The sequence below is a fragment of the Pseudaminobacter soli (ex Zhang et al. 2022) genome (assembly GCF_014595955.1).
Taxonomy (GTDB): Bacteria; Pseudomonadota; Alphaproteobacteria; order Rhizobiales; family Rhizobiaceae; genus Kumtagia; species Kumtagia pseudosoli.
On the sequence record NZ_JABVCF010000015.1, the window covers coordinates 19,185 to 32,299 of the forward strand.

At 60.8% G+C, this 13,115-nt stretch carries 11 protein-coding genes; 1 reads left to right on the forward strand and 10 read right to left on the reverse strand.

The genetic code is table 11. From position 1 onward, the window contains the following. Positions 1–11: 11 nt before the first annotated feature. The 8 genes from HUI96_RS23725 to HUI96_RS23760 form a co-directional block, all read right to left on the reverse strand. Positions 12–1,241: a diaminopropionate ammonia-lyase gene (locus HUI96_RS23725; protein WP_188257195.1), complete on the reverse strand. Its 1,230-nt coding sequence runs from the start codon at positions 1,239–1,241 to the stop codon at positions 12–14. Positions 1,242–1,310: 69 nt separating this feature from the next. Beyond that, positions 1,311–2,342: a zinc-binding dehydrogenase gene (locus HUI96_RS23730; RefSeq protein ID WP_188257196.1), complete on the reverse strand. Its 1,032-nt coding sequence runs from the start codon at positions 2,340–2,342 to the stop codon at positions 1,311–1,313. A 39-nt stretch (positions 2,343–2,381) separates the two neighbouring features. Next, positions 2,382–3,212, reverse strand: a complete 831-nt coding sequence (locus HUI96_RS23735) for a putative hydro-lyase (RefSeq protein WP_188257197.1) — start codon at positions 3,210–3,212, stop codon at positions 2,382–2,384. A 205-nt stretch (positions 3,213–3,417) separates the two neighbouring features. Further along, on the reverse strand, positions 3,418–4,128 hold the full coding sequence (locus tag HUI96_RS23740) for an ABC transporter ATP-binding protein (protein ID WP_188257198.1): 711 nt from the start codon (positions 4,126–4,128) through the stop codon (positions 3,418–3,420). Further along, positions 4,121–4,918 carry an ABC transporter ATP-binding protein gene (locus HUI96_RS23745; protein WP_188257199.1) on the reverse strand — a complete coding sequence of 266 codons (798 nt, stop codon included), beginning with the start codon at positions 4,916–4,918 and terminating at the stop codon, positions 4,121–4,123. Before HUI96_RS23745 ends, HUI96_RS23740 begins: the two co-directional genes overlap by 8 nt. Beyond that, positions 4,915–5,967 carry a branched-chain amino acid ABC transporter permease gene (locus HUI96_RS23750; RefSeq protein WP_188257200.1) on the reverse strand — a complete coding sequence of 351 codons (1,053 nt, stop codon included), beginning with the start codon at positions 5,965–5,967 and terminating at the stop codon, positions 4,915–4,917. The genes HUI96_RS23745 and HUI96_RS23750 overlap by 4 nt, the downstream gene beginning before the upstream one ends. Further along, on the reverse strand, positions 5,964–6,836 hold the full coding sequence (locus HUI96_RS23755) for a branched-chain amino acid ABC transporter permease (protein WP_188257201.1): 873 nt from the start codon (positions 6,834–6,836) through the stop codon (positions 5,964–5,966). Before HUI96_RS23755 ends, HUI96_RS23750 begins: the two co-directional genes overlap by 4 nt. Positions 6,837–6,929: 93 nt before the next feature. Beyond that, positions 6,930–8,078 (reverse strand): ABC transporter substrate-binding protein, encoded by a 1,149-nt coding sequence (locus tag HUI96_RS23760; RefSeq protein WP_188257202.1) that lies wholly within the window; start codon positions 8,076–8,078, stop codon positions 6,930–6,932. Between the two features lie 186 nt (positions 8,079–8,264). Between HUI96_RS23760 and HUI96_RS23765 the strand changes: the two genes are divergently transcribed. Beyond that, positions 8,265–9,890 (forward strand): AMP-binding protein, encoded by a 1,626-nt coding sequence (locus HUI96_RS23765; protein WP_188257203.1) that lies wholly within the window; start codon positions 8,265–8,267, stop codon positions 9,888–9,890. 16 nt (positions 9,891–9,906) lie between these two features. Here HUI96_RS23765 and HUI96_RS23770 read toward each other — a convergent pair whose 3' ends face one another. Continuing rightward, complete coding sequence (locus HUI96_RS23770; protein ID WP_188257204.1) at positions 9,907–10,590, reverse strand: TetR/AcrR family transcriptional regulator; 684 nt, start codon at positions 10,588–10,590, stop codon at positions 9,907–9,909. Positions 10,591–11,669: 1,079 nt separating this feature from the next. After that, complete coding sequence (locus HUI96_RS23775) at positions 11,670–13,025, reverse strand: uracil-xanthine permease family protein (protein ID WP_188257205.1); 1,356 nt, start codon at positions 13,023–13,025, stop codon at positions 11,670–11,672. Between the last annotated feature and the right edge of the window lie 90 nt (positions 13,026–13,115).

The following is a 13,115-nucleotide window of genomic DNA, read 5'->3' on the forward strand; positions in this document are numbered from 1 at the left end:
GACCGGCGCACTTACGCCTCTTCGTGCTCCGCCAAAACCAGCTTGCGATACTGTTCGGGGTCGGTGGCGCCTTCGCAATTGATGACCAGAACCTTCGCCGTATGGTCAAGGCCGAAAAGCTGACGCGCCTTCGGGTCGTCGCACAGGGCAAGAAGACCGGCCAGGCCCGCACCTCCGGTTTCACCGGCAGTGATTGCTGGATCGCCATCCAGAGGCTTCGCGAGGAGGCGCATGGCCGCGACTGCCGCATCGTCCTCGATGCGCACGAAGCCGAATGCACCGGAATCGATCGTCGGCCATGCGAGATGCGACACGGCAGCACAGGACAGGCCGCCCATGATGGTCTCCAGGTCGCCGCCAACGACCGTCGAGTTTCCTTCGACGGCGCTGGCGAACACGCAGTCGGCCTTGATCGGCTCCACGATGATGAATTTCGGCGCCCGGTTTCCGAGCAACTGATGGAGCGAAGAGATCATCGCCGCGGCAAGGCCGCCGCACCCCGCCGTCAACATCATGTGGGTGGGCAGGTCATCGCCCAATTGGGCTACGAACTCCTGCGCCATCACCGAGTAACCGGTCATGCAAAGCGCCGGAATCTTAGTGTAGTGGGGAGTGGCGGAATCCGAGATCATCATCGCGCCGGGATTGACGTTCGCGTCCTGCTCCGCGGCCTCGTACGCCTCGTCGTAGATTCCGTCGATCCGGACCACCTCGGCGCCTTCGTCCCGCAGTGCCTGCTCCCGGCCCGGGCTGACGCCGGCGGGGATGTAGATGCGCGCGTGGCAACCCATCCGGCGCGCCGCGCTGGCAACCGAGAACCCGTGATTGCCGTCGGTTGCGCAGACCAGGCTGACATCGGCCAAGGCTTCGCGGTATTTGCCCTGCAGAAGGTCGAGGTCCGATACCGGCGTGTCGAGGCGGCCAGCCAGCAGGTCCAAAACTTCGCTGACCGCCGCGAACACCGCGCCGAGCGCCTTGAAGCTCGCAAGGCCGAGCCGCCGGCTCTCGTCCTTGCAGACAAGGGCACCAAGTCCCAGTCGCGCGGCTGCTCCAGGAAGCCGGTGCAGCGGCGTGACCTGATACTGTGGCCATCCGCCGATCCGGGCCTTTGCCTTACGCGAATCGTCGGCGGTAAAGCCGCTGAGATCCGCCAGCCGCGATGAGTTCGCGTCGATCCGCGCGTTGAGCATCGCGGAGCCCTTGAATTGTCCGGCCAGTTGCAGAATTCGTTCTTCCGCCATGTTCCCCTCGTGCGCCTTCGCGAGTCTGCCTTGCCGGGTCCTCCGGCAAGGCGTCGATGTTGTGTCAGATCAGTGCTCGGGTTCCAGGACGATCTTGCCGAAGACGCCACGGCCCTCTGCCATCCGATGTGCTTCGGCTGCATCCTTGAGCGGCAGCTTGGCGCCAATGATCGGGCGGAGCTTCTTGGCTTCCAGCAGTTTGATGATCGTCGAAAGCTCGTTCATGGTTCCATGATTCGAGCCGATGATGGTGAGTTGCTTGTGCCAGACATGGGCGGCGTTCATGGTGACCCGATAGCCCGACGAGGCGCCGCAGGTGACCAGACGGCCGAAGCGGGTCAGGCTCATGATGCTGTCTTCCCACACGTCGGCACCGATGTGTTCGAAGACCACGTCGACACCGCGCTTGTCGGTCAGCCTGCGCACTTCCTCACGGAAGTTCTGCTTCTTGTAGTTGATCATGTAGTCGGCGCCGAGTTCGAGACCCTTCTCGCATTTCTCGTCGCTACTTGCAGTCCCGATTACCCGCAGGCCGTGCAGCTTGGCGATCTGGAGCGCTGCCAGGCCGATACCGCTTCCGACCGCATGGATCAGGATGTCCTCGCCCGCACGGATATTGGCGCGGGCCAACTTGTGCCACGCGGTCAGGAACGTGATGTTGGTGGCGGCGCACTCGGCGAAATCGAGGCCCTTGTACATCGGGATCAGGTTCTGCGCCCGCACCGTGCAATACTGGGCATACCCACCCCAGAGGGCCGAGCCATAGTACTTGTAATTCAGGCAGACATTCGGCTCGCCGCGACGGCACGACTCGCAAGTTCCGCAGCCGACGGTGGCATAGACGACGACTGGATCGCCGACTTTGACATTGGTGACGTCGGAGCCGATCTCGGCGACCTCGCCGGCGATGTCGCCGCCAGCAATATGCGGAAAGCCCTTGTTGGGACGGTACTCGCCCTTGCGTCCGATGATGTCGAACCAGTTTACAGACGTCGCCTTCACCTTGATCAGCGCATCCGTGCGGCCGAGCGGAATTGGATCGACGTCCTCGTACTTCAGAACGTCCGGGGTACCGTACTCGTGATAGAGTGCAGCCTTCATTTAACTAATCTCCAGATAAATCTCAGACGGACAGCGCGGTCAGATCGCCGCGACCGCCTCGGAAAGCTTGTCGGTAACGAACAGGTGGCCCACCTTGTGGGTGATCATGAAATCGATCTTCGAGGCCAGCGCGACGGCCTGTGGTGTGCCACCGCATCCCCAGAAGACGGGTACGTCGTCCTCGGCCAATTCGAAGACGCCGGTGTCGAAGTCGGTTCGGTTCAGATCCACGCCGATCAGCGTGGGGTCGCCGATATGGACGGGCGCACCGTGCGTGGCCGGGAAGCGTGACGTAACCTGCACTGCGCGGACGACCTGATCGCGCTTGACCGGTCGCATCGAGACGACCATCGGTCCGGCGAATCGGCCGGCCGGAACGCACTGCACGTTGGTCGTGTAGACCGAGACGATCTTGTTTTCGTCCTGGTGGCGCAGCGGAATGCCGGCGTTCAGCAGAGCCTGCTCGAAGGAGTAGCTGCAGCCGATCAGGAAGCCCACGAGATCGTCGCGCCAGTATTCCGAGATGTCGGTCGGCTGGTCGACCAGAACGCCTTCCTTGTAGACGCTGTAACGCGGCAGGTCGGTACGCAGGTCGGCCTTCGCCCACTGAGTGATCATCGGGCTGCCGGGATCGGTCACCTCGACGATCGGGCAAGGCTGCGGATTGCGCTGGCAGAAGATGAGGAACTCAAGCGCGACGTCCTTCGGGAGGATGATCAGATTGGCCTGCGCATAGCCGCGCGCCAGGCCTTCGGTGCCGCCGCTCCAGCGACCCTCACGGAAGACCGCCCGCAGCTGCTGGGGCGACAACCCCTCCAGATCCTCTTTCGTGACCGTGTCCGCAGCCTTGATCTTCGATTGCACTGTCATGCTCGACCCTCCCTGGGATGCTCATCCGTTCTAAGTAATAAGTTACTTACTTGCGTGCCGGCCGTCAACACAATGTCAAGCGTGCGAGCAAAAAACTTTAGGTTGCGCCGCGTTTGCGGCTCAGTCGCGGTCGGCCGATGGCGCCACGAGGGGCGCCATCGGTGGTTCCCCCGCTACGCGGGTGATTGAAGAGAGGCCCCCCGCGTCAGCCCTCGTCACCGAGATAGGCTCGCCGGACATGCTGGTCGCGGATCAGATCCTCGCCCCTGCCGTGAAGCGCAATCTGCCCGGACTCCAGCAGGAAGGAACGATCGCACATCTCGAGCGCGGCGTAGGCATTCTGCTCGACCATGAGGACCGTTGTACCCTGTCGATTGATCTCCATGATGTAGTCGAAGGTCTTCTGCACGTTGTTGGGAGCCAGACCGAGCGATGGCTCGTCGAATATGACCAGCTTCGGCCGTGACATCAGGGCGCGCCCGATGGCGAGCATCTGCTGTTCTCCGCCGGAAAGAGTTCCGGCGGCCTGGCCGCGCCGTTCGCCGAGAACCGGGAAGCGATGATAGACGCCGTCCATGTCATCGGCGATCTGCTTCCGGTCGTTACGACGATAGGCGCCGATTTCCAGGTTCTCCTCCACGGTCATGAAGGGGAAGATCCTGCGGCCTTCCGGGCAATGGGCGATGCCCATTTCGAGGATGCGACGCGGCGATGCATTGGTGATGTCCTCCCCGAGGAAGGAGATTCGGCCGGAGACGGGCGGAAGGAGGCCGGAAATGGCGCGCAGAGTGCTGCTCTTTCCGGCACCGTTGGCGCCGATCAGCGTGACAAGTTCGCCTTGCTTCACGTCTACCGAGACTTTGTGAAGGACATTGGCCTTGCCGTAGCGGCACTCGATGTTCTCGACCTCAAGCATGCTTTTGCGCTCCATGGCCGAGATAGGCCCGCACCACTTCCGGGTTCTTCTGGATTTCGGCAGGCGGGCCGTTCGCGATGATCTTGCCGTGGTTGAGGACGACCACGCGATCGGAGACGCCCATCACCATCCTCATGTTGTGTTCGACCAGGAGGATGGTGATCCGCCGCTCGCTGATGCTTGACAGAAGTTTGCGGAAGCTAAGCGCCTCGGTCGGGTTCATGCCGCAGGCCGGTTCGTCCAGCAGCAGAAGCGACGGCTTGGCGGCAAGGGCGACGGCAATCTCCAGCAGCCGCTGCTCGCCATAGGCCAGCGAACCGGCGAGTTCCTCTCCCCTATGCCCGAGCCCAACGAAATCAAGGATTTCGCGGACTTCATCCCGCAACTGCCTTTCCCTGCGCCGGACCTTGGGAAGGGCCAGCAAGGTCTCCCATGTCGAGGCGGCGCTGACCCGATGCAAGCCGATCAGGACGTTCTCGAATACTGTGTTGTTGCCGAAGATGCTGGTTTTCTGGAACGTCCGCACCAATCCCGCCTCGGCGATCTCGTGCGGACGCAGGCCATTGAGGCGCTGCCCCCTGTAGACGATCTCGCCCTGCGTGGCGCGAAGAAAGCCCGAGATGACGTTGAATGCCGTGGTCTTGCCGGCGCCGTTCGGTCCGATCAGGCTTACGATCTCGCCTTCATCGACGGCGAAGCTGGCATCGGAGATGGCTACCAGACCGCCGAAATGCACGGCGAGGTTATTGACGGCAAGAACAGGCGAGCCAGCCATGCTGTGCGTGTTCATCCCTCCTGCTCCTGGGGATTGCGGCCGAGCGACACGTTCGTCGCCACAACCTGGTCGCGCTTGCTACGGTATGCCGTCCACCACTTGTTGACCGCCGGCACGATGCCCTGGGGCAAGAAGTAGACGATCAGGATCATGAGCGCGCCATAGATCATCCATTGCACTTCCGGCACCGTGTGCCCCCGCAGGAATTCGGGCAGCAAGCCGAAGATCACGCCGCCGACCACCGGCCCAGCCAATGTCCCCTTGCCGCCGGACACCACCATGATGACCATGGTAACCGTGTAGATGAACAGGAAGACGTCGGGATCGACGATACGGACGTAGTGGGCGTACAGACCACCGGCTGCGCCGGCGATCGCGGCAGACGCGATCGCCGCGAGAACCAGATAGCGGGTCACATCGATACCGACGGACTTGGCCAATGCCTCGTTTTCCCGCAGCGCCACCATGGCCCGGCCAAGCCGGGACTGGATGATCCGCTTGATGACCAAGAAGGAGAATACGGCGACGCCCAGCACGATGTAGTAGTTGACGATCTTGCGCTGCAGCGGTCCGCTATCGAACCCGGGCAATGCAGTCGCGAGAGGCGGTATGTTGTTCAGCGCCATCGGACCTTCGGTCAGGTCGACCCAGTTCAGCGCGACCAGCCGCACCACTTCCGCGAAGCTGATGGTGACGATGACGAAATATGCGCCACGGACCCGGAACGAAAGCTTGCCGATGAACCAGCCGCACAGGCCGGCCAGCGTAACGCTGCATATCAAGGAAAACCAGGCCGGCTTCGGCGCTAGTACGAAGGTGTAGGTTTCGGTGATCTGAATATCGAAGCCGAGCGAGACCAGCGCACTCGTATAGGCACCGATCCCGAAGAAGGCGACGTGGCCCAGGCTGAGTTGCCCCGTATAGCCGAGCAGCAGGTTCAGGCTCATTGCTCCGATGGTGAAGATCCCCATCATGATCAGGACATGGAAGAAATACTGGTCGTGCATGACGAGGGGCAGGCCAGCGAGTGCGGCCACGAAGAGCCATTGCATGGTCGTGGTCATCCGATGCGCTCCGATCTTGCGAACAGTCCGGTGGGCTTGACCATCAGGACCAGGATGATGAGCAGGAAGCCCATGGCGTCGCGATAGCCCGACGAGACGTAGCCGGCACCGAACTCCTCGACCAGGGCAAGGACAAACCCGCCAATGGCGGCTCCCTTCATGTTGCCGAGACCGCCCAGAATCACGATGGCGAACGCCTTCAGCACCGCCAAATTGCCCATCGTCGGCATGACGATGAAGATCGGGCCGAGCAGGGCGCCGGCTGCAGACGCAAGGCCCGAACCCAGTGCGAAGGTGGCGAGATAGATCACGTTGATATTGATACCCATGAGGGCTGCGGTATCGCGGTCCTGGAAGGTCGCACGCATGGCCTTGCCCAGTCGCGTGCGCTGGATGATCGTCTGCGCCAGGATTATCAGCGCAATGGCGACGACGAAGACAAAGACGCGAGACCAGGCAACCGAGACCAGGCCCAACGAAAGCGGCTCTTCGGGGAATGGCGTGGGTATCGACTTGGCAACTCCGCTCCAGATGAGTTGCTCGCCATTCTGCATGATGATCCAGGCGCCGATCATCACCAGCATCGTGGTGTCGACGTCGGCGCCGCGCAGCTTCCGCAGGAGCGTGTATTCGATGGCCGCGCCGAGCAGCACCCCGAGAACGATGGCTATGGCGATCGCCAGCAGAAAGTTGACGCCGAGGATCACCGAAAACAGATAAACCATGTAGGCGCCGAACGTGTAGAGCTCGCCATGAGCGAAGTTCACGACACGCATGATGCCGAAGATGAACGTCAGGCCTATCCCTAGCAGGGCGTAAGTGGACCCTAATATGATGGCATTGACGAGATGCTGCAGGAGCTGTTCCAAGCTTACGTTCCCTGTAGAGGCCGGTCAGTTGAGAATGCTCTCCGGAGCCTTCTCGGCTCCGGAGAGACCTTCGCGCACGAAGCTTGAGTTCGCTTAGAGGTTAGGAAGGGACAGCTTTCCGTCCTTGATCTGGACGACGTACACGTTTGGCAGGTTCTGGCCGCTTTCGCTGCCCTCGACGCCGGCCTTCTCGAACTTGATGTTGCCGTTCACGCCCTTGACGTCGATCTCCCACAATGCCTTGCGTATGGCCTCCCGGTCCGGCGCTCCCGCCTTCTCGATGGCGGCGGCAAGCGCCGTGACAGCGTCATAGCCCCGGAACCCGTCGGAGAGGCCGGAGGCATCATAACCCTTGCCGTTCCAGGCATCGATGTAGCGCTTGGCGACCTCCGGATTTGCCGCGGCATCAGGGAACCAAGGGGCGAAGAACAGAATATGCAGGCTGCCTTCGGCAGCGGATCCAAGCTGTTCGACAAGTCGATCGGGGAACTGAGACCCTCCGGTCGTGATAATGCGCCTATCCAGACCCTGCGCCTTGGCCTGCTTCAGCACCAGGCTGAGTTGCTCGAACCCGGTGGTCACGAACAGCGTGTCCGCGTCCGAGCTCTTGATCTTTGCGAGTTGCGCGGAGACATCCTGCGCAGCCGGATCCATGGTTTCTACCATGCCGGTAGCAACGCCGCTCGCTTCCAGCATTTTTTTGAACTCGGCGGAAGCACCGAGCCCCCAATCGTTGTTGACGACCAGGAAATCGGCTTTCTTGACTCCGATTTGGCCGACCATCGGCGAGAAGGCCTTTGCCTCCATCTCCGAAGTCGCGGAAATGCGGAAGACCCACGGGTTGCCTGCGCTGGTGACCTTGCTGGACGAGGCGGTCTCCACGACCATCGGCACGCCATACTCTTCCAGCTTGGGCATGACCGCGAGCGTGAAGCTCGAGCCCCAAGCGCCCACCATCGCTGAAACCTCGTCGCGCGTGATCAGCTTTTCGGCAGCGGCAGCGGCTTCGCTGGGGTTGCTCTTGTTGTCCTCGACGACCAACTCGATCTGCTCGCCCAGCACGCCACCATTGGCATTGATGGCCTCGGCTGCTAGCTTCGCGCCGTCGGTTATGAAGTTGCCTGACGCGGCGACGGAGCCTGTTAGAGGCTGATTAATGCCGATTTTGATCGGGTCTGCCGACGCGCTGCTGGCCGCCAACACCAGCGCGAACGCGGCAAGCGTAGAATTGAATGCCTTCATATTGATGTCCTCCCTGACGTAAGTAATAAAACACTTACAAGGGAATCCTGTCAACAGGTCGTTTGGCCTGGGGACAGAGGGAGCACCCGTTCGGGCAGCTTGACATTGGACAAGTAAGAAGTCACTTCAACGCGAATTGGGCCAGCCCATAGGCCCGCTCGGCGCATTTTCTCAGGTTCTTTGACCGTGTCAAAAAAAGCCTCCTACCGCCAAGACCTTGACCAGAATTCTGCCAACTATGTCCCACTTAGCCCCGTTTCGTTTCTCGCGCGTTCGGCTCGGGCCTTCCCCGAGAAGATTGCGGTCGTTGATGGCGATCGGCGGTTCACGTATCGCGAATTTCAGCAACGATGCCTGAGGCTGGCCTCAGCACTGGAACGGTCAGGCGTACAGGAGGGCGATACGGTTGCCGTTCTCGCTCCGAACGTGACAGCTCTGCTTGAAGCCCACTATGGCGTACCCATGCTGGGCGCAGTACTGAACGCCCTGAACACACGCCTCGACGCCGCGTCCATTGCCTTCTGCCTCGGCCATGGCGAAGCCAAGATAGTCTTGGTCGATGCCGAATTCGTTGGCTTGATTGATGCCGCCTTGGCCGCAGCCGGTTTGTCGATTCCGGTCGTAGTTATTGCACTCGAACCAACAAGCTCCGCTAGTCAAGCCGACTACGAAGCATTTCTCATGACCGGTGATCCGGCGGGCCCGCGAACTCAAATTGCGGATGAGTGGACGGCGATCACACTCGGCTATACGTCTGGCACCACAGGCGATCCCAAGGGGGTCGTCTGCCACCACCGCGGAGCCTATCTAAATGCACTCGGCAATGCACTAGCCGCGCGCTTGGAGCCGGAAGCGGTCTACCTCTGGACCCTTCCGATGTTTCACTGCAACGGTTGGAGCCACACATGGGCTGTCACGGCGGTCGGCGGTACACATGTATGCCTGCGCAAGGTCGAGCCAGTTCGCATCTTCGAGTTGATTGAGCGCGAGAAGGTGACCCATATGAGCGCCGCTCCGGTTGTGCTCAATATGCTGGCTCACGCCCCCGAGATCGCAGGCCTTCGTTTTGACTGGGGAATAAACATCTTGACGGGCGGATCGGCGCCGCCGACCGCGGTGATGACGGCAATGGAAGGTGCCGGCTTCAACGTCATGCACATTTATGGCCTGACAGAGAGCACTGGACCGAGCTTGATCTGTGAATGGCACCAAGACTGGAACGGCCTGCCTCTGCAAGCACGTATGCAGTTGAACGCACGGCAGGGCGTCAATCTGGTCACGCTCGAAGACGCGATGGTAGCCGATCCCGACAGTTGCAGCGAAGTACCGTCCGACGGCGCTACGATGGGCGAGATCATGCTACGCGGCAGCACAATCATGATGGGCTATCTGAAGAACCCGTCAGCCAGCGCCAAGGCGTTCGCCGGCGGCTGGTTCCATACTGGCGACCTTGCCGTGCGTCATCCCGACGGTTACATCGAGATCAAGGACCGCGCCAAGGACGTCATCATCTCGGGCGGCGAGAACATCTCCTCAGTTGAGATCGAGGAAATTCTCTATAGGCATCCCGCGATCTTGGAGGCCGCTGTGGTTTCACGGCCGGATCCGAAATGGGGCGAGCACCCTTGCGCCTTCGTCAGCTTCAAGGAAGGCGCAACGCCGCCCGGGTCTGAAGAACTGACAGAATATTGCCGCGCCAATCTAGCCCGGTTCAAAGTGCCGAAAACCTTCGTATTCGGTACGTTACCCAAAACCTCGACCGGCAAGATCCAAAAGTTCCTGCTGCGGCGACAGGCGCAGGCACTGACTTAAGACGGACAGCAGTGCGTCAGGACGTCGTCGGCGCGCAGAGATAGCACATGATGACCTCAAGCACGTGACGCCTGCGGCTCTCGAGCCATTGCGTGTCGGTCAAGTCGACCTGCAATGTCCAGGACATGGTGTGTTTGTTGGCGAGATGAACCCAGCACAAGGAAAAGATCGACAGCCAAAGCTGTATCGGATCCGGCTTCCGGCGGAAAACACCTGTTTCGTAGCCGTTGTCTAGTAACGACTTAACGGAACTCGAGAGCTTCGTGGTCATCATTGGGACCAGATCAGACTTCTTCAAATAGGTGGCACGCTGGATGTTTTCGTTCATCACGATCCTGATCAGGTCCGGATGCTCGGCAAAATGGGTGAATGTGAAGTCGACTAAGCGCTCGAGCCCCTTCTTGGGATCGTCTTCCTCTATATGGAGGTCCTGCTCGGCCGAGCGCACGTCGCGGTACACCTCTTCGATGACCGCGATGTAGAGTTGCTCCTTGTCGTGGAAATAGTGGTAGAGCAGCCGCATGTTGGCATTTGCAGTCTTGGCGATCGATTCGACCCGGGCACCACTAAATCCCTTTTCAGCAAATTCGGCGACAGCTGCGTCCAGGATTCGCTTTTTAGTGGCCGCGGGATCGCGCGGGATGTAATCGTATTTTCGGCCTGCCCTGCTTCGCTTTGCTTCTTTGCGCCTTTCAGGCATATCGGTCATATCGCGTTCCTAATGTTCAGTCGTGCCTGATCGCAGCAACGAGCACGACTGAAGTAATCCCTTACTTAGCGCGCGTCGAGTGTCATTCTCGTAGGTCTCCAAAGCAGTGAGGCAAACGTGCGGGGCTGAACTGCCTCCGAACGGCGTCGCTGGCCAAGCACCTTGCCCGTGTTACAGGTCATGGGGGTTGCTCCCAGGGTCTTCCTTAAGGCGCGGCATAACCCGGCGGCGGCGCCACCAGCTCTAGTCTAGTTGGAGTGCGAAAACGCGCAGAAAAATCGACGTGATCTGGGCCAGGAGTGCCATGATCCGGTTCGCTTGTGTTGTCTTGCAGCGTATGCGCTCCAGTGGGGGTGACACTTTCCCACGCTGTGCCTGGCGCGTGCTGCTCCGGCGCGCATTCCCCCTCCCTCCATCGCTTCCCCGGCAGCATGGGCTGCGTTGTTCGGCAACTTCGCAGGTCACTATGAGCAGGTCCGATTTCGCCTGGACGTTCATCCTCGGGTCGCGGGTGCGCGCTTTTTGACGCGGACCGCCGCGCCAACCATGACGTTGGTCGTCCAAGGGACTTCCCGGTTCCCCGCAGGTCTTTCGGGACGCACGGAGAAGGTTATATTCCGGTCCCCTCCCCTCTACCAACCCCAACCTGCCAAATCGTCTCCGCTCCGGACTATCAGCCTCAGAAGCCCAGGATTTCTGGGTTTTTAGACAAGGCCTTTTGCTGACGGGTCTCGCTTTTGGCGCCGATTTGCTCTCTCCGGGCCGATTTTCTCCAAACCTTGTGACGAGGCAAATCCGACACAAGGTTTTCTAGCATAGATTTTGTTCATCTTTTTTGGTCGGCATCTTGTGTCGGTTGGCTTCGGGGCGCCGGCATTCGGGCGCCCCGCTTTGTCGAGTGAACTAGGCTCCGATGGGCTTCGATTGGGGACCGACAAGGCCGAACGCGCCCCAAATCGCCGCCACAAGATCTCGGGCGACAATGACCGCGCCCATGCTCCCGAATCGAGTTTCCGTCTCGGACTTGACCAGGTAGCGCCGGCAGAGTGTTGGCGATTGCTGCTGCCGGCTCAGCGCGGTGTGCCTGCCGAGCGCGCATCAGCCGGCAGGATCTGGTTGAGCAGGATCGCCCAGACCGCCCCGAAAGCGATCGACGAACCAAGCAAATATTGCACCAGGTCCGGCAAAGCTTTCACATAGTCGGGCGGCACCAAGGTCGCGAACAGAGCCATCAGGATCGGCAACCCGACCACGAACATGTTGCGCTCGGTGAGTTGGGCGCTGCGCACTACACGAAAGCCATTCATCGCGATCACCGCGCACAGCACAGCGAAGACACCGCCGATCACCGGCCCGGGGATCGCGGCGATCAGCGCCGCAAGCTTCCCAACCAGCCCAAAGCAAACGAGCAATATGCCGGCCGCGGCGAAAGCTGCGCGGCTGGCCACGCCCGTGATGGCGATAATGCCAGCATTGGAAGAATAGCCGGTCACCGGCGTGCTGCACAAAAGGGCGCTGATCAGGCAGCCCAGTCCCTCCCCGGTCGCGCCGCGATCCAACTGGTCTTCCGTCACCGGCCGGTCGATCACCGCACCCACGGCAAACCAGGTTCCAGTCGTCTCGGCCAGAACCACGAGATAGACCAGCACCATCGTCAGGATTGCCGGTACGGAGAACGTGACATCGAAGGTAATGAAGGCGATTCGGGGCAAGGTGAGCCAGCCGGCTTCAGCCACGCCACGCAGGCTGAACTGCCCCATCAGACTCGCCGTGATGCAGCCGCCGACAAGCGCGATGATGACCGAGGAGAGCCGGAGCCATGTGCCTTTCACACCCATTCGAATGCCAGCCATCATGCAGCCGACGAGCAGAACCGCTGTCACTGTGGCAAGCAAGATATTGCCGCCGACCGTACCTGTCCCATGCACCGCAAAGACGCTCTCCTTGAGCGCGACCGGCATAAGCGCAATACCGACGACGATAATGATGGCACCCCCAACGATCGGTGGCACGAGGCGACCAACGATGCGGTGGAACAGCTTGGTCGGCGAGCCGAGCAGCGCAATCAGGATCGCCCCCGGGATGAGGGCACCGATGACGTCGGAGAGCCCTTCAAGGCCGCCACCGGCGCCAAAGGCGATGGCCAGTATGGCCCCGATTGGCACGTAGGACGGACCCTGCACGACCGGCAGGCGCATCAAGACCTGCGACTGGATCAGCGTCGCCACACCTGCGGCAACGAATGCCGATTGGATGAAGGCGGCTGAATCGGCAAAACTGAAGGCGAGTACCGAAGCAATGATGAAGGGGACGATATAAACGTCCATCGCCAGGACGTGCTGCAGTCCCAGGAACGCCGCGCGACCAACGGGCAACGGATCGTCCGGCTGCGACACAAGTGTCCCTTCGAATGCTTGATGCTCCATGTCCCCCTCCAAAACGCGATGGTGCAGTTTCTAACCTAACCGGCTGACCTTGCGGTACCCAGCCTTGGCTTGCCTTGAAAGACTTTCAAC